The sequence below is a fragment of the Leifsonia sp. NPDC077715 genome, assembly GCF_040686855.1.
In the GTDB taxonomy this organism is placed as follows: Bacteria; Actinomycetota; Actinomycetes; order Actinomycetales; family Microbacteriaceae; genus Leifsonia.
In genome coordinates, this window is record NZ_JBFBOG010000002.1 from 1,335,517 (window position 1) to 1,352,503 (window position 16,987).

General features: G+C 72.1%; 16 protein-coding genes. 1 reads left to right on the forward strand and 15 read right to left on the reverse strand.

Annotation, left to right across the window (positions count from 1 at the left end):
• Positions 1-109 precede the first annotated feature (109 nt).
• From AB0P25_RS13505 to AB0P25_RS13535, 7 genes are all read right to left on the reverse strand, one after another.
• Positions 110-955 carry an SDR family NAD(P)-dependent oxidoreductase gene (locus tag AB0P25_RS13505; RefSeq protein WP_363807981.1) on the reverse strand — a complete coding sequence of 282 codons (846 nt, stop codon included), beginning with the start codon at positions 953-955 and terminating at the stop codon, positions 110-112.
• Positions 952-1,332, reverse strand: a complete 381-nt coding sequence (locus AB0P25_RS13510) for a Fe-S oxidoreductase (protein ID WP_363807982.1) — start codon at positions 1,330-1,332, stop codon at positions 952-954. Before AB0P25_RS13510 ends, AB0P25_RS13505 begins: the two co-directional genes overlap by 4 nt.
• Positions 1,329-2,780: an NAD(P)/FAD-dependent oxidoreductase gene (locus AB0P25_RS13515; protein WP_363807984.1), complete on the reverse strand. Its 1,452-nt coding sequence runs from the start codon at positions 2,778-2,780 to the stop codon at positions 1,329-1,331. The genes AB0P25_RS13510 and AB0P25_RS13515 overlap by 4 nt, the downstream gene beginning before the upstream one ends.
• Positions 2,781-2,846: 66 nt before the next feature.
• Positions 2,847-3,632 (reverse strand): crotonase/enoyl-CoA hydratase family protein, encoded by a 786-nt coding sequence (locus AB0P25_RS13520; RefSeq protein ID WP_363807985.1) that lies wholly within the window; start codon positions 3,630-3,632, stop codon positions 2,847-2,849.
• A 10-nt stretch (positions 3,633-3,642) separates the two neighbouring features.
• Positions 3,643-4,509 (reverse strand): arginase family protein, encoded by an 867-nt coding sequence (locus AB0P25_RS13525; RefSeq protein WP_363807986.1) that lies wholly within the window; start codon positions 4,507-4,509, stop codon positions 3,643-3,645.
• Entirely contained in the window at positions 4,506-5,255 is a 750-nt protein-coding gene (locus tag AB0P25_RS13530) for a PspA/IM30 family protein (protein ID WP_363807988.1), read from the reverse strand. Before AB0P25_RS13530 ends, AB0P25_RS13525 begins: the two co-directional genes overlap by 4 nt.
• Before the next feature lie 59 nt (positions 5,256-5,314).
• Positions 5,315-7,387, reverse strand: coding sequence for a TPM domain-containing protein (locus AB0P25_RS13535; RefSeq protein ID WP_363807990.1), 2,073 nt, complete (start codon positions 7,385-7,387; stop codon positions 5,315-5,317).
• A 147-nt stretch (positions 7,388-7,534) separates the two neighbouring features.
• Here AB0P25_RS13535 and AB0P25_RS13540 point away from each other — a divergent pair, with 147 nt between their 5' ends.
• Positions 7,535-8,275: a gamma-glutamyl-gamma-aminobutyrate hydrolase family protein gene (locus AB0P25_RS13540; RefSeq protein WP_363807991.1), complete on the forward strand. Its 741-nt coding sequence runs from the start codon at positions 7,535-7,537 to the stop codon at positions 8,273-8,275.
• A 95-nt stretch (positions 8,276-8,370) separates the two neighbouring features.
• Here the strand turns inward: AB0P25_RS13540 and AB0P25_RS13545 are convergent, their stop codons facing one another.
• From AB0P25_RS13545 to AB0P25_RS13580, 8 genes are all read right to left on the reverse strand, one after another.
• On the reverse strand, positions 8,371-8,988 hold the full coding sequence (locus AB0P25_RS13545; protein ID WP_363807992.1) for a protein-L-isoaspartate(D-aspartate) O-methyltransferase: 618 nt from the start codon (positions 8,986-8,988) through the stop codon (positions 8,371-8,373).
• Positions 8,989-9,025: 37 nt separating this feature from the next.
• Positions 9,026-10,027 (reverse strand): BadF/BadG/BcrA/BcrD ATPase family protein, encoded by a 1,002-nt coding sequence (locus tag AB0P25_RS13550; RefSeq protein ID WP_363807994.1) that lies wholly within the window; start codon positions 10,025-10,027, stop codon positions 9,026-9,028.
• A complete protein-coding gene (locus tag AB0P25_RS13555; protein ID WP_363807995.1) occupies positions 10,024-11,295 on the reverse strand; it encodes a 6-phospho-beta-glucosidase in 1,272 nt (423 codons plus the stop codon). Before AB0P25_RS13555 ends, AB0P25_RS13550 begins: the two co-directional genes overlap by 4 nt.
• Positions 11,296-11,300: 5 nt before the next feature.
• On the reverse strand, positions 11,301-12,209 hold the full coding sequence (locus AB0P25_RS13560; protein ID WP_363807996.1) for a carbohydrate ABC transporter permease: 909 nt from the start codon (positions 12,207-12,209) through the stop codon (positions 11,301-11,303).
• Positions 12,206-13,189 (reverse strand): sugar ABC transporter permease, encoded by a 984-nt coding sequence (locus tag AB0P25_RS13565; protein WP_363807997.1) that lies wholly within the window; start codon positions 13,187-13,189, stop codon positions 12,206-12,208. Before AB0P25_RS13565 ends, AB0P25_RS13560 begins: the two co-directional genes overlap by 4 nt.
• Before the next feature lie 10 nt (positions 13,190-13,199).
• Entirely contained in the window at positions 13,200-14,531 is a 1,332-nt protein-coding gene (locus AB0P25_RS13570) for an ABC transporter substrate-binding protein (protein WP_363807998.1), read from the reverse strand.
• 81 nt (positions 14,532-14,612) lie between these two features.
• Positions 14,613-15,731 (reverse strand): ROK family transcriptional regulator, encoded by a 1,119-nt coding sequence (locus AB0P25_RS13575; protein WP_363808000.1) that lies wholly within the window; start codon positions 15,729-15,731, stop codon positions 14,613-14,615.
• A gap of 119 nt (positions 15,732-15,850) precedes the next feature.
• Positions 15,851-16,858, reverse strand: a complete 1,008-nt coding sequence (locus AB0P25_RS13580) for an SDR family oxidoreductase (RefSeq protein WP_363808001.1) — start codon at positions 16,856-16,858, stop codon at positions 15,851-15,853.
• Between the last annotated feature and the right edge of the window lie 129 nt (positions 16,859-16,987).

The window sequence follows — 16,987 nt, forward strand, 5'->3', positions numbered from 1 at the left end:
TTATCCGCGCCGCTCAACGGCGTGTTGCGTCCCGCGGATGCGAACGACTGGTCCCAACACGCCGTTACGCGCCAGGCCGTGACGGCGTGTTGGGACGAGTAGTTGGGGGTCAGGCGGGGGTGGTGAGGCCGACAAGGGACTCGCTCGCGGCCCAGAGGTCGCGGCCGAGCTGGGCGTTGCGCGCCTGCGGGTTGGTGCGTCCGTTGGCGGTCAGCCGGTCGAAGTAGGTGCCGCTCGGGGCGCCGACCGGCGCCGGCCCGGCGAGGAACAGCAGGGGTGCGGCGCCCGCCTCCACCGGGATGCCGAACGTGCTCCGCGTCACCAGGTGCCCGAAGCGGATGAGCGGCGACGAGTTGCCGAAGTTGGTGGCGATCGTGCCGGGATGGAACGAGTACGCGGTCACGCCCGTCCCGGTCAGCTGCTCGGCGAGCTCGGTGGCGAACAGGATGGTCGCGAGCTTCGCCGTGCCATACGCCCGCCAGCCGCCCTGCCACGGCCGCTTCTTCCAGTCGAGGTCGTCGACGCGGAGCTGCCCGAAGCGGTTGGCCAGACTCGCGGTGGACACGACCCGGACATCCCGACCGGCGGCGGCCGTCTCGAGAAGCCGCGGACGCAGCAGCGCGGTGAGCAGGAACGGCGCCAGGTGATTCGCCTGGATGGTGCGCTCGTGCCCGTCGACCGTGAGCTCGCGCTCGTGGTTGAGGCCGCCGGCGTTGTTGGCGAGCACGTCGATCGTGTCGTAGCGGTCGAGCAGCGCGGCGGCGAGGGCGCGCACGTCGTCCAGGCGCTCGAAGTCGGCGAGGAAGGGGGTGGCGCCGATCCGCTCGGCGACCGCGCGCGTCCGCTCCGGGTTGCGGCCGACGACCGCGACCTCGTCGCCCGCCGCCGCCAGCCGCTCCGCGGCGACGACGCCGATGCCGGAGCTCGCCCCCGTGATCACGATGGTGCGGGTCACCGGTAGCCGCCCTTCTCGAGGCCCGCCTCGATCTCGAATCTGTTTCGCAGCGGGTCTCGTCCCGCCACGAGGTAGAGGAACGGGAACAGCATCCCGTACCGCTGCCACTGCCGCTTGTGCACGGCCTCGTGCTCGAGCACGTCGTCGCTGACGTTGTGGTCGGTGAGGTAGACGCCGCCGACGCACGAGCCGCCGCGGCCGAAGGTGCGCGTGGGCATGCCGCGGAACACCGTCAGCCCGGCGCGACGCTCGATCCGTCCGGTGCTCCACAGGAAGCCCCAGGCGTGCCCGACCGCGGTCGCGTACAGGTACCCGGCGCGGCTCAGTGGTGAGTCGAGCAGGAGGCGCCCCACAGGCGTCCGATCGAACGCCGTCATTCGGTGGGCCGCCCGTAGGCCTCGAGCAGCCGCAGCCACACCTCGCTGACGGTGGGATAGGACGGGACGGCGTGCCACAGCCGGCTCAGCGGCACCTCGCCGACGACCGCCACGGTCGCCGAGTGCAACAGCTCGCCGACGTCCTGCCCGACGAACGTGACGCCGAGCACGACGCCGCGTTCCTCGTCCACGACCATCCGGGCCTTGCCCGTGTAGCCGTCGGCGACGACGTGCGCCCCGGAGACCCGGCCGATGTCGTAATCGACCACGCGGATGCGGTACCCGGCCTTCTCGGCGCGCGCGGCGGTCAGCCCGACGGACGCGACCTCCGGGTCGGTGAACGTCACCTGGGGAACCGCCTGGTGGTCGGCGGTCGCCACGTACGTGCCCCACGGTTCCAGCGACACGTCGCGTCCATGCGCACGCGCGGCGATCGCGTCGCCGGCGGCGCGCGCCTGGTACTTGCCCTGGTGGGTGAGCAGCGCCCGGTGGTTGACGTCGCCGACGCCGTAGAGCCAGCCACCGTCGACCGGACGGCCGTCGGCGCCGAGCACGCGCATACTGTCGTCGACATCGAGCCAGGCGCCCTCCTCCACGCCGAACGCGTCCAGGCCGATGCCGAGGGTGCGCGGGAGGCGTCCGGTCGCGACCAGGAACTCCTCGGTCTCGATCGCCGTGCCGTCGTCGAGCCGGATGCGGAAGCCGTCGTCGTCGGTGCGCTCCACGCTCTCGGTCTTCGCGTCGAGGTGCAGGGTGACGCCGAGCTCCTTCAGGGACGCCTCCACCAGCTCGCCGGCGAACGGCTCCTCGCCGCCGAGCAGCCCGCTGCGTGCGATGAGGTGCACCTCGGTGCCGAATCCGGCGTAGGCCGTCGCCATCTCGGTCGCGACCACGCCGCCGCCGAGGATCGCGAGCGACACCGGCACGCGCTGCGCGCTGGTCGCCTCCCGGCTCGACCACGGCTCGCTCTCGCGCAGGCCCGGGATGTCGGGCATCAGTGCCGCCGAGCCGGTCGAGACGGAGACGGCGTGCTTCGCGCGCAGGACGGTCACCGTGCCGTCCTCGGCCGTCACCGTCACCTCCTTCGGTGCGGTGATGACGCCCCAGCCGCGGACCAGGTCGATGCCCGCGCCGTCGAGCCATTCGACCTGGCCGGCGTCGTCCCAGTTGCTGGTGATGTCGTCGCGGCGCTTGAGCACGGCCGCGACATCCAGCGGACCCGTGACCGCCTCCCGCGTACCGCCCACCCGCTGCGCCGCCCGCAGCAGGGCGCCGCTGCGCAGCAGTGTCTTGGAGGGCATGCACGCCCAGTAGGAGCACTCGCCGCCGACCAGCTCGGACTCGACGATCACCGTCTTGAGCCCGCCCTGCGCGGCGCGGTCCGCGACGTTCTCGCCGACCGCACCCGCCCCGATCACGATGACGTCGTAGTCCCGGGTCTCGCTCATGCCTTCTCCTCGGTTCCGCGGCCTCGCCGCTCCTGGTTGTTCGTCGTGTGGGAGGGATCGGATCGGTCAGCGGCCCACGAACTGCGCCTCGGTCCGGGTCAGGAACGCCTCCATGCCGATCCGGGCGTCCTCGCTGCCGACCAGACGGACGAGCGCGGGCTGCAGCTCGGCTTCGGCGGCGGCGTCCCCGTCGCGCACCGCGCGCTTCGCGTTCGCGAGGGCGGCCTGAACCGCGAGCGGCGCCTGCGCGGCGACGCGCTCGGCGAGCTCCAGGGCGCGGTCGAACTGCGCGCCGTCGTCGACGACCTCCTGCACCAGCCCGAGCCGGTGGGCCTCGGCGGCGTCGAAGAGGTCGCCGGTCAGGATGTAGCGCATCGCGTTCCCCCAGCCCACCGCCCGTGGGAAGCGCAGGGTCGCGCCGCCGAACGGGAGGATTCCGCGCGTGACCTCGATCTGGCCGAATCGCGTCCCGGCCGCCGCGACGACGATGTCCGAGGCCAGCATCAGCTCGATGCCGAGGGTCAGGCACGTGCCCTGCACGGCGACGACGACCGGCTTGCTGAGCTGCCGCCCCGACACCTGCCACGGGTCGATGCCGTGCTCGCCCACGAACGAGAGGCCGTCGCGCCCGATGCGGGGGCCGAGGTCGGCGAGGTCGAGCCCGGCGGTGAAGTGCTCGCCGACCGCGTGCACCAGCCCGACGCGCAGCTCCGGGTCGCGCTCGAGCTCTCCGTACGCGTCGGCGAGCCGGCTCAGCAGTTCGAAGTCGGCGGCGTTGCGCTTCTCGGGGCGGTTCAGGCCGATCAGCAGGATGTGGCCCCGCCGCTCGACGAGGATCTTGGGCTCGCTCATGCTGCCCACGCTAGCGCGCCTCCGCGGGGCCGCCGGTCGGACCGGTCAGCGCCCCGAGGATGCGCAGGATCACGGGCAGGTCGCGCGTGGCCGCGTCCGGCGACTCCGGCGCGAACTCCATGAGCCCGGCGCCGACCAGCTCGAACCGGCGCCGCAGCGCGCGGATCGCCTCCGTCAGCCGCTCGGGCTGCACGCCGAACGGCTCGGGATACCCGATCCCGTCGATCGCGGAGGGGTCGAGCACGTCCAGGTCGATGTGGAGGTACACGGCCGTCGCCCCGGTCGCCGCGACCGCATTCACGATCGCGTCGGGGTCGTCGAACTCGCCGGGTGCGACGACGCGGATCTCCTGGTCGGTCACGTAGGCCGACTCGCCGTCGTCGAGCGCCCGCGTGCCGGCGAGCACCAGCTGGGCGGGCGCGAGGCGGTTCGCCTCGGTCGAGGCCAGCCCGTCCGGGCCGTCGCCGAGCAGCGCGCGCAGCACCATCCCGTGGAAGGCGCCCGACGGCGACGAATCCACATCGTTGAGGTCGCCGTGCGCGTCGAACCAGACCACCGCGACACTGCCTGCGGGATGCGACCCCAGCACGTGCTGCACGGCCGCGAGCTCCACGCCGCAGTCGCCGCCGATCGTGACCACCGGCTCCTCGAGCAGCGCGAGCTCGGCCTCCGTCGCCTCGCGCACCGCGGCGAGCGACGAGAACCGGTTGACGCCCGTGCCGAGCGATTCCCCGGCCGCCGCGGGCACGGGAACCTGATGGGTGCGGGCGCCGGGCAGGTCTCCGCGGATGGCCTCCGCGCCGTCGATCAGGCGCATCGCCCGTGACGACCCGGAGCCCTGCCACTGCGGGACGACGAGGAAGGACGCGCCGCTCACCCCTCGGAACCCGACGTGACAGACTGCTGGGCACCGCCGCCGGCTTTCAGCGCCGCGAGCCGGGCATCCACCTCGGTCAGCTCGCCGAGGTCGTCCAGCTGCTCGAACTGCGCGTCGAGGCTGGAGGCGGCGAGCTCCTGCTGGCCGCGCACCTTCGCCTCCTCGCGGCGGATCTTCTCCTCGAACCGCGAGACCTCGCTGGTCGGGTCCATGATGTCCACGCTCTTGACCGCGTCGATGACCTGGGCCTGCGCCTGAGCGCTCTTGGCCCGGGCGATCAGCTCGGCGCGCTTGCTCTTCAGCTGCTCCAGCTTCTCCTTCATCTGGTTGAGCCCGTTCTTCAGCTTCTCGACCACCTCGGTCTGCGCGGCGATCTGCGGCTCGGCGGCCTTCGCCTCGTTCTCCGACGAGATCTGGCGCTGGATGGCGACCTTCGCGAGGTTGTCGAACTTGTCGGCGTCGGCGGTGTTGCCGGATGCCCGGTACTGGTCGGCCTGACGGCTCGCGGCCAGCGCCTTGTCGCCCCACTCCGCGGCGGCCTCGACGTCTTCGCGGTGGTCGTCCTCGAGCAGCCGCAGGTTCCCGATCGTCTCGGCGATCGCGCTCTCGGCGTCGGCGATGCTGTTGGTGAAGTCGCGGACCATCTGGTCCAGCATCTTCTCCGGGTCCTCCGCCTGGTCGAGGAGGGCGTTGATGTTCGCCCGCAACAGTTGCGAGATCCGCCCGAAGATGGACTGCTTCGCCATGTGCTCTTCCTTTCGCTCCCGCCCCCGATGGGCGCTTGTGAGGTCTGTCGTGGTTCCGGTCAGAATCGTCCGCCGCCGCGCCGGCTGCGCGTGCCGCCGCCGCCGAAGCTGCCCGCGCTGAAGCCGCCTCCGCCGCCGCTGCGACCGCCGCCTCCGCCGCCCCAGCCGCCGAAGCCGCCACCGCCGCCTCCCCAGCCGCTGCCGCCTCCGCCGCCCATGCCGCCGCGCAGCACCGAGTCGATGAGGATGCCGCCGAGGATCGCGCCCATGGCACCGCTTCCGCCGCCGCGGCCGGACGTGCCGCCGCCGAAGATGTCGCCCAGGCCGCCGCCGGTCTGGGGCGAGAAACCGCCGACATCCTGCTGCGCGAGCTGCGTCGCCTCATCGGCGAGCTGAGCGGCCCGCTGGGCCAGAGCCAGCGCGGACACCGCGTCGGTGGCCGCCGTCTGCTCGGCCTGCACGACGAGTCGCCCGGCCTCGGCGAGCCGGGTGCGGGCCTCCGGGCCGACCGCGCCGCGGCGTGCGGTGATGAAGTCCTCGCACGCGGAGACGCGGGCCTTCGCGGTGAGCAGCGTCTGCTGCAGGGCCGAGGCCGCGCGCTGCGCCTGCGCACGCGCATCCCGGACCCCCTGCAGCACGCCGTCGATGGACCGGTTGGCCGCGTCCAGCCGCTGCGCCAGTTCCAGCGGGTTCACGCGACCGGCGGCGATCTTCGCCTGCACGTCGTTCACCGTCTGCTCGGTGCCGGCGACGGTCGCCGCGATGGTGCCGCCTGGGTCGTCCGCGGCCGCGAGGGCCTTGGCCTCGGCGAGGTCGCTGCGCAGCTCGGCGAGCGTGGTGTCGAGCGACTGCTGCGCGGCCGCGAGGTCCGCGCCGAGGCGGTCGACCGCGTCCAGCAGCAGCCCGGCCTGGTCGGCCGACTCCTCGGCCGCGCGCACGCCGACCGCCGCCGCACCGGCCTGTCCCGCCGTCGCCTTCTCGGCCGCCCCGGCGAGCGCGGTGTCGGTGAAGTCGAGACGCTGCGTCGCCTGCTCGACGTTGTCGGCCACGGTCGCGAGCGACGCGTCCGTGTACCGCTGGGCGAGCGCGTCCAGCGTGGCGGTCGTGGTGGTCAGACGCTGCCGCAGCGCCGCCGCCTGCGTGCGGATCTCGGCCGACGCCTCCGGGATGCGCTTCTCCAGCGCCCGCAGCTCGTCGAACGCGTCCGCCTGGGCGTCCAGCGCCTGGTTGGCCGCGCCGCACAGCTGGACGATGCGGATGTTCCACTCGCGCCGCTGCTCGTCGGTGTCCGGCTCGGCGTCGTCCAGCCGCTGCTTGAGGGTGAACGCCTCCCGCAGTTGCCCCTTCGCCTGGTCGAGCGCGGCCTGGAACGGCAGCACCGCGTCCGCGCCGTACTGCGCGGTCGCGAAGCCCAGCTCCTCCTCGCTGGTGCGGATGGCGTCGTCCGTCTGCACGAGCGCCGACCCTGCGCGCCGCTCCAGCTCGTCCAGCGGGATGGTCTGCAGCTCGCTCTGCGGGGTGGCCGGTCCGGTCGCGGCCTGCTTCTTGCGCGAGGTGCGGGAGCGCACGAGCACGAAGACGACGACGCCGACGACGATCACGCCGATCAGGAAGACCCAGAAGAACACGGCTCCGCCGCCTCCGCCGCCGACCGCGTCGCCGAGTCCCTGCGCCGCCGCGACGGCCGCGCCGGTCCAGTCGTTCGCCTGCAGCTTCGGCTCGATGTCGTTCTGCTCGATGCTGTCGAGCTGATCGGCGCTGACCGGCCCGTCGTCGTCGCCGGAGAGGTAGTAGGTGCGGCCGTCCGTCGACACGGCGAGCAGGTAGTCACGCTGGCCGAGGCCGTTGCGCGCGGCCGTCTCGTTGGCCCAGTCGGCCGCCTCGGTCGGGTTGGTGAACCGGGGCACGAAGACGACGAAGAGGTCGACGCGGTCCTGGTCGTAGAGCTTCTTCGCCGCGTCGGCGATGCGCGCCTCGTCGGCGCCGCTCAGCACCTGTGACTCGTCGACCACGTGGCTGGGGCCGAGATCGACCGGGTCGGACGCGGCGGCGGGGGAGGCGGTGAGCGCCAGCGAGCCGGCGATGAGCCCCAGAACGAGCGCGGCCCGGCTCAGCAGACGTCGCAACGGCATCAACCCACTCTCTCGGGTCCCGGCTGGGATGCTGCCGAGTCTATTCGGGCTCCCCGGCACTGTGAAGGTTTCGGCCTGTTACGGCCCGGGGTGCGGCCGGCGCGGAGGCCTGGTGGGATGGAGTGACCCGGTCGAGAGGAGGAGCGCATGTCCGTGCAGCCCGTCCTGGCCGTCGTCGAGGCGACCCGCCTCCGCGCCCACGACCCGGCGTACCACGACTACGTGCAGCTCCTCGTCGGCAACGTCCTCGCCGAGGCGGGAGCGCAGGGCTGGAGCGTCGACCGCCTCGCGGCCGACGCCGGTACGGAGGCGCTGCTCGCCGCAACCGCCCGGGCCGACGCGATCGTGATCGTCGGCGGGGAGGACATCCACCCCGGCTTCTACGGCGCCCAGACCGGCTACCCCAACGAGTCGCGGCACCTGCCCGTCGCGGATGCGGCCCAGCTGGCCCTCGCCCGCGCGGCGATCGAGCGCCGGACGCCGCTGCTCGGCATCTGCCGCGGCCTCCAGATCGTCAACGTCGCCCTGGGCGGCACCCTGGTTCAGGACCTGGGTGAGGAGTGCGGTCACGTCAACCGCGGCGTCCCGATCCCGCAGGTGCTGACCACCCACACCGTGGACGTCGCGCACGGCAGCCGCGTCGCCGATCTGCTGGGCGAGCCGACCGTCGAGGTCCGCAGCGCCCACCACCAGGCCGTGGACGCGCTCGGCGACGGCCTCGTGGTCACCGCCCGCTCGCACGACGGCCACGTCGAGGCGGTCGAGCACCGCGACGCGCCGGTGCTCGCTGTGCAGTGGCATCCCGAGGACGTCCACGCCCCCGAGGGCCAGCTCGCCGCCCTGCTCGCCGGCCTCCGCACCCCGGCCCTCGCGGCCGCGCTCATCTGACCGGTCCGCCCCTCCATCGAGTCCGCAAAGACTGCACGCTCGGTCGGCGTGTCGCGTGCAATCTTTGCGGACTCGATGGCGGGGAGGGGAGCGGGTCAGGCGGGCCAGCCGTGCTCGCCGACGAGGGGGACGAACGCGACGCCGCCGAGGTTGGTCTCGCGCACCGCGCCGTCGTCGTCGCGCTCGAAGAGCGCCAGGCGCTGGGCGCGGCCGGGGCGGCCCACCGGCATGACGATGCGGCCACCCGGAGCGAGCTGCTCCCACCACGCCGGCGGGACGGACGGACCGGTCGCCGCCGCCACGATCGCGTCGTAGGGCGCGCCCGCCGGCCAGCCGAGCGTCCCGTCCCCGGTCACCACGTCCACCCGGTAGCCCAGCGCTTCCAGCGTCGCCGCCGCACCGACCGCGAGGTCCGCGTGCCGCTCGATGCTGACCACGCGGTGGGCCAGCACCGCGGCGATCGCGGCCGCGTAGCCGGAGCCGGTGCCCACATCCAGCACCGCGTCCTCCGGGCCGATGCGCGCCGCCTCCAGCATCAGCGCGACGATGTACGGCTGCGAGATCGTCTGCCCGTCGCCGATCGGCATCGGATGGTCCTCGTACGCGTACGGAGCGGCCGTCGCCTCCACGAACAGGTGGCGCGGGACGCGTCGCATCGCATCGAGGACCCGCTGATCCCCGATCCCGCGGCGGGCGAGCTGTTCCTCGACCATCCGCGCGCGTTCGGCGGCGTAGTCGTAGTCGATACGACTAGTGAACCACCGCGGCCGGCCGCTCCGTCAGGGTGCTTCTGGCGGTCTCGACCGCCTCGGCGGACGCGTCCGCCGACTCCAGCGCGAGGAGGGCCGCGCCCAGGATGGGCGCCGCCGTCACGAGCTCCGTCCTGGCCAGAGGCGCGCGCTCGGCGAGCAGCCGTTCCACCGTCCCGAGCAGGCGCTCGTCGCGGCTGCCGATGACGCCGCCGCCGAGCACCACGGGCACCGCGCGGTCGAGCAGGTCGAGGCGCCGCAGCGTGGTGACCGCCATCGTCGCGATCTCCTCCGCCTGCTCGTCGGTCAGCCCGGTGGCGATGGCGTCGCCCTCGCGCGCGCAGGCGAACACGACGGGGGACAGGCGCGACAGCTCGCTGCTCGCCAGCCGCCCGAAGTGGATGGCCTCGATCACGTCCTGGACGCTCGCCAGGCCCAGGGCTGCGGGAACGGCCTCCGCCAGCACGGTCGGCTCCCCGCGTCCGTCGACCGCCCGCGCGGCGTACCAGAGGGCGCGCTCGCCGAGGTGCCAGCCGCCGCCCCAGTCGCCCGAGATCGTGCCGAGCGAGGCGTAGCGGACGACCGCGCCGTCGGAGCGGACGCCCACGCAGTTGATGCCGGTGCCGCAGACCACGGCCACCGCGTCCGGTTCGCCGGTGCCCGCGCGGAGCAGGGCGAACAGATCATTGTCGATCGTCGCGTCCGCCCACGGCGTGCCGGCGATCCGGTCACGGAAGTCCGCGATCTCCGCCGGCAGGTCGAGCCCGGAGAGGTACAGGTTCGCGGCGGCGAGCGGCCGGGGTCCGGTCCGGGCGAGCAGCTGCTCGATGAGGTCGCCGACCAGCGCGACGGCGCCGTCCATCCCCAGCACGTGCGGGCTGGAGGTGCCGGCGCGCGCCTCGGCGAGCACCGTGCCGTCGAGCGACAGGGCGACGGCGTCGGTCTTCGAGCCGCCGCCGTCGACCGCGACGACGATGGGGCCAGCCGTCCCGTCGCCGCTCATCGCGCCCACGCCAGGTGGTCCCGGTTGTGCGCGATCAGCAGATCGGTGAGGCGTTCCGCCCGGTCGTACTGCCCGACGAGGGGATGGGCGAGCATCGCCCGCAGCACCCGGTCGCGACCGCCGTGCACGGCCGCCTCGAGCGCAAGGCGCTCGTAGCCGGCGACATGCGCGATCAGGCCCGCGTGGTCGGCGGGCAACGGCTCGACCGGCAGCGCGGTCACGCCGCGCGCGTCCACCGTCGCCGGCACCTCGATCACGTGGTCGTCGGGCAGGAAGGGCAGCGTCCCCCCGTTGCGGAGGTTCACGACCTGGACGTCGCCGCGGTCGCCGGTGAGCGATGCGATGAGGTCGACCGCGGCCTCCGAGTAGAAGGCGCCGCCGCGCTGCCCCAGCTGCTCCGGCTTGGTGTCGACCGACGGGTCGCCGTAGAGCTCCAGCAGCTCGCGCTCGACGCGCTGCACGGCCTCGGCGCGGGTGGGGGAGTCGAGCTGTTCGCGCAGCACCTCGTCGTGGGCGTAGTAGTACCGGAGGTAGTAGCTGGGCACGTCGCCGAGCAGCCGCAGCAGCGATGCCGGGAGCTCGACCTCCTCGGCCAGCTGCTCGAGCCGCGCGTCGAGGAGGCCGGGCAGAGCATCCCGGGTGCCGGAGTCGTCGGTCACCAGTACGGACCGCTCCCAGGTCAGGTGGTTGAGTCCGACGTGTCCGAGCTGCACCTGCGAGGGCGAGACGCCGAGCATCCCGGCGAACCGGCGCTGGAACCCGATCGCGACGTTGCACAGCCCGACCGCGCGGTGGCCCTCCTGGAGCAGCGCGCGCGTGACGATGCCGACCGGGTTGGTGAAGTCGACGATCCACGCGTCCGGCTTCGCGTGCCGGCGCACCTCCTCGGCGACGCGCAGCACGACGGGGACCGTGCGCAGCGCCTTGGCGAAGCCGCCCGGGCCGGTGGTCTCCTGCCCGATGCAGCCGCACTCGTGGGGCCAGGTCTCGTCTCCGTGCCGCGCGGCCTGCCCGCCGACGCGGAGCTGGATGAGCACGACATCCGCGTCCGCCACGCCCGCGACCAGGTCGGAGGTCGGCACGATGCGCCCGGGGTGACCGGCGGCGCGGAACATCCGCTCGCTCATGCCGCCGACCAGCCGCAGCCGGTCGGGATCGGGGTCGACCAGCCACAGCTCCTCGACCGGGAGCACGGAGCGCAGCCGGGCGAACCCGTCGATGAGCTCGGGAGTGTAGGTGGAGCCGCCTCCGACGACGGTGAGTTTCACGTGGCTTATCCCTTCACGCCGGTGAGTGTGATGCCCTCGACGAACACGCGTTGGGCGAAGAAGAAGATCAGGACGACGGGCACGGTGACGAGCATCGTCATCGCCATGGTGAGTCCCCAGTCGGTGCCATGCACGCCCCGGAACGACGCGAGCCCGTAGGCGACGGGCCACGCGGCCGGGTTCTCGGACGTGTACAGCAGGGGACCGTAGTAGTCGTTCCAGGAGGCGAAGAACAGGAAGATCGCTGTCGCCGCGATGCCGGGCTTCGCCATCGGGATGACCACCCGCCACAGCACCCCGAACTCGCCGTTGCCGTCGATGCGTGCGGCGTCGGAGTACTCGCTCGGGATGGTCAGGAAGAACTGCCGCAGCAGGAAGATCGAGAAGGCGTCGCCGAGCAGGTTCGGCAGGATGAGCGGCCACAGCGTGCCGGTCAGGCCGAGCTGCGACCACATCACGTAGATCGGGATGGCCGTGACCTGCGGCGGCAGCAGCATCGCGATGATGATCACGGTGAACAGCACGCCCGATCCGCGGAAGCGGATCTTGGCGAGGGCGTAGGCCGCAGGGACGCTGGACACCAGCATGAACACCGTCGCCAGCACCGCGTACAGCGCCGAGTTCGCGAACCACTGCGCCAGCGGGACGGTCGTGAACACCTTCACGTAGTTGTCCCAGTGGAACGGCTGCGGCCACAGCGATGCCGTGAGCGTCTGCTCGCTCGACATCAGCGAGGTCAGGAAGACGAAGACGACCGGCGCGATGAACAGCACCGCGAGCACGACCAGCACCGTGTGCTCCGCGATCCAGCCCAGGACGCTCCGGGCGCGCATCGATCGCGGCGTGGGGATGCGGCGGCTCGCCGGCGGACGGCTGTTCGTCGTGGTGCCGGGGGAGAGGGTGGCGGAGGTCATTGCGCGCCTTCCGGGGTGAACGCCTTGAAGCGGCGGAGCAGCAGGACGAGGATGACGGCCGCGACCACGAACAGCAGCACCGCGAGCGCCGAGGCGTAGCCGAGCTGGTAGGTGCCGAAGCCGCGGACGTAGAGCCATTGCGTGTAGGTCAGCAGCGAGCCGTCGGGGTAGCCGAGGTTGGTCGAGATGCCCTGGCCAACGACTGCCTTGCCCGACGCAACCGACGACGCGACCGCCGCCTCCGTGAAGTACTGGATGGCCGCGATGACCCCGGTGACCGCCGCGAACAGCAGCACGGGTCCGATCGAGGGCAGGGTCACGTACCGCAGCTTCTGCAGGCCGCCCGCGCCGTCCAGCGACGCCGCCTCGTACTGCTCGCGCGGCACATCCAGCAGCGCGGCCAGGAAGATGATCATGACGTCGCCCATCACCCAGATGCCGAGCAGCACCAGCGACGGCTTCGACCACGCGGGGTCGTTGAACCACAGCGGGCCCTTGATCCCGAACCACGCGAGCACCTGGTTGACCGGACCGGTCCCCGGGTTGAACAGGAACACGAACGCCACCACGCTGGCCACCGGCGGCACGAGCGCCGGCAGGTAGAACACCGTCCGCCAGAACCCGGATGCGCGCCGCGCCCGGGCGAGAAGCCCCGCGATGAGCAGCGCGAACGCCGTCTTCACGGGCACCCAGATCACCACGAACCAGAGGGTGTTGAGGGTCGCCAGCCACACGTTCGGATCCTGCGTGAACAGGTACTCGTAGTTGCGCAGGCCGATCCACTCCGGGGCCGAAACCAGATCGAAGCGCGTGAACGAGTAGTACACGGACGCGATGAGCGGGTAGACGAAGAAGATCAGCAGGCCGAGCAGCGCCGGGGCGAGCAGGGCGAGGGTGACGAGGCTGCGGCGGCGCCGGGCGGCCGAGCGCCGTGCGGGGCGGGCGGCGACCCGCCCCGCACGATCGAGGGTGGCGGTCATGAGGCTCGGCTCACGGTCCCGTGCTCAGCGAGAGCGCGTCGTCGATCTGCTTGTCGACCGCCTTCAGGCCCGCATCCAGATCGCCGCCCTGGCTCTGGTACTTGTTCCAGTAGTCCTCGAAGGTCTGCTGGTAGCCGGCGCCGAGCGGGCTCGGCGGCGTGGTCTGCACGTTCTTGTCCGCGGCGATGTCGAGGAACGTCTTGAACTGCTCCGACACCTCCAGCTTCGGGCTGTTGAGCGCGTCCTTCGTGGTGGGCACGTTCTTCAGGCCGTTCGCGAGCTTCACGACCGCGTCCGTGTCGGTGCTCAGGTACTTCAGCAGCGCCCAGGCCAGCTCGGGCTGCTTCGAGCCCTTCGAGATGCCCATGATGTTGCCGGTGATGTAGCCGCCGCCGTAGAGGTCGGAGTGCTCGTCGGTCGTCGGGAAGGGCGCCGTGCCGTAGTTCAGCCCCTTGGCCTGATCGTCGATGAACGCCGTGCGGTACTCGCCGTCGAGGTTCATCGCGACCTGGCCGGTCTGGAACGCGTTGTCGGCCGAGAACTCCTGGCCGAGCCCCGAGGTGAACGCGTTGAGCTTGTCCCAGCCGATCTTGTCGACGAAGCCCTTCTGCCACGTCATCAGCTGCTTCCAGCCCTCGCTGGAGCCGACCGCGCTGGTGCCGTCCGGCTTCAGCCACTGGGCGTCCGCGGCCGGACCGTAATGGGCGGCCGAGTTCTCGTACCAGCCCATCGTCGGATTGAAGCCGAGGGTCTTGATCGAGCCGTCCGGGTTGAGGGTGGTCAGCTTCTCGGCCATCGTCTCCAGCTCGGTGAGCGTCTTCGGCGGCGCCGTGTAGCCGGCGGCCTGGAGCAGGTCCTTGTTGTAGTAGAGGCCGTACACGTCGGCGAGCATCGGCATCGCGCAGCGGGTGCCCTTGTACTCGGTGTACGACTTCACGGTGTCGGAGAACTGGCTCAGGTCGACGCCGTCGCGCTCGATCACCTTGTTGAGGCTGCGGAACGCGCCGTTCGAGCAGAAGTTGCCGACGATGTCGGTGGAGTACGAGAGGCCGACGTCGACCTTGCTGCCGGTGGCGATGGCCTTCTGCAGCTTCTCGTCGTCCTGGCCGGAGTGGACGTCGACCTTGATCTTCGGGTACTTCTTCTCGAAGTCGTCGACGACGGACTGGATGACCTTCGCCTCCCGGTCGGAGAAGAAGTGCCAGAACGAGACGGTGCCGCTCAGATCCTTCGGGGTGCTGTCGCTGAAGTTCGCGCCGCCGGAGCCTCCGGAGCAGCCGGAGAGGGCGAGCGCGGCGGCGGCGGTGATCGCGGCCGCGGCGACGAGATGACGGTGTTTCACGGGTGGGGCTCCCTCACTGTTGGTGGTGCCGAATGGTGCAGTGCCGGGTGGTGCGGTGCTGGATGGTGCGGTGCGCGGGCGCTACGGTGCGATCCGCGACACTTCGGCGAAGAGCGCGTCGCGCACGTCGCCGACGAGGTGTTCCCGGGCTCCGCGGAGCACGGGATGGGCGGCGACGCCGGTCGCGACGACGCTGCGATCGCCCCAGGCGGGGCGGAGCTCGGCGGTGACGAGCTCGGCGAGGCGCGGACCGCCGGCCAGGCCGGTCGCGCCGCCGAGCACGACGAGCTCGGGGTCGAGGAGGGCGAGCACGGGCACGACGCCGACGGCGACCCGGCGGGCGAGCTCGCGGAGGAACCCGTCCCGGTCCGACCCGTGGTGCGCGGCGAGCCGTGCGACCGCAGGGCCTCCGATGAGGTCCTGCAGGTCGCGGGCGTCCGGGTCCAGCTCGGCGGCGGAGCGGGGGATGGGCAGGTAGCCGATCTCGCCGGCGCCGCCCGACGCGCCGCGGTGGACGCTGCCGCCCTGGTCGACGGACAGGCCGAGGCCTTCGTCGAGCCAGAGCAGGGCGAACCCGCCGGTGTCACGGCCGGCGCCGTCTGTGCGTTCGGCGAGCGCCGCGAGGTTCACGTCGTTGTCGATGTGCACGGCGATGCCGAGCGCGTCGGACAGCCGGCGCCGGATGCCCTGCTTGGGCCAGCCGGGCAGCGTCTCGATGTAGGTGAGCTCGTCGGTGCGCGGGTCGAGCGCGCCCTGCACGCCGATGCACACGGCGCCGACGCGCTGCGGGTCGGCGTCCGAGGCCGCGCAGGCGGCGTCGACCGCGAGGCGGATGTCCTCCTCCGGTGTGCGCGCGGCGAGCGGGGTGACGGCGATGGGCCGCTCTGCGCCGGCCGCGTCCACCACGGTCGAGCGGATCGCCTCCGCGTCGATGTCGATCGCGACGCCGAGCATCCGGTCGGTGCGCACGGCGTAGCTGGCGGCGTTGGGTCCACGTCCGCCGGAGACCTCGCCGACCACGTGGATGAGACCCGCGGTCTCGAGGCGGGCGACCATCTGGGCCGCGGTGGGCTTGGAGAGCCCGGAGAGCTCGCCGATACGGGAGCGGGTGAGGACGCCGTGCTCGAGCAGCAGCGACAGCGCGGTGCGGTCGTTGGTCTCGCGCAGCCACCCGGGGGTGCCGCGTACAGGTCCGGCCATCCTCATCCCTTCGTTGGAACGATCCTTGCCGGAGAATGTATCAGGAAAGTTTCTTTATAGTAAAGCTCCTGTTTCTTGCTTCTGATGGTCAAAAGTGCTGCGAGGGGTTCGGTAGGCCGTCAGACGGACACCGCGGCGAACGCACGCGCGTGGTCGACCAACCGGTCGAAGGCGGCGTCCAGATCCGGGTCGACCTTCTGGCGCTCGGCGTCGGCGAGGAACCACTCCACGATCTCGCCGGCCCCGCGCGCGAAGGGCACCTTCGGCTGGAAGCCGGGGACGAGCGCCTTCACCTTGCTGTTGTCGAAGTGCATCGAGTGGGCCTTGTCCCCGAGCAGACCGGGGCCGGCCTCCGGGATCACGGCGGCGATGGACTCGCTCGCGACGTGCACCAGTTCGGCCTCCACGCCGAGTGCTTCGGCGAGGTCGCAGTAGATCCGATCCCAGGTCGGGGCCTCGTCGCCGGTGATGTGGAAGTTGTCGCCCACGGCCTCCGGACGTCCGAGGAGGCCGACGAATCCGACGGCGAAGTCGGTGTTGTGCGTGATCGTCCACCGGCTGGTGCCGTCGCCGTGCACGACCACGGGCGCCCCCCGCCGCATCCGCGCCAGGTCGGTCCAGTGCCCGGTCGTCGGGATGAGCGTGCGGTCGTAGGTGTGCGAGGGGCGCACGATCGTGACCGGGAAGCCGCGGTCGCGGTACGCCTCCATCAGCAGGTCCTCGCACGCGATCTTGTCGCGCGAGTACTGCCAGAACGGGTTGCGGAGAGGAGTGGACTCGGTGACCGGCACGCGCGACGGCGGCTTCTGGTACGCCGACGCCGAGCTGATGAAGACGAACTGCCCCACCCGGCCCTCGAACAGCTCCAGGTCGGTCCGAATGTGCTCCGGGGTGAACGACAGGAACTCCGCCGCCACGTCGAAGCTGCGCTCGCCCAGGACGCGGTGGACGCTCTCGGGGTCGCGGACGTCGGCGTGCAGCACCTCGACGCCGTCGGGCAGGGGACGCGTCGAGCTGTTGCCGCGGTTCACCACCGTGACCTCGTGACCCTGCTCCAGCGCCTCCGCCACGCAGGCCGAGCTGATGACGCCTGTCCCTCCGATGAAGAGTGTCCGTGTCGCTGCCATCACCGCTCCTTCACGTTCCGGGAGGGACCTCCGCCCGAATGGCCAGGCTAGTCCCGCTTCACCGCGCGTGCGAGCCGGGTCGAGCCGGGGGTCGGGCGCGCGTACACTGCCGAAGCGAACCGACCCGAG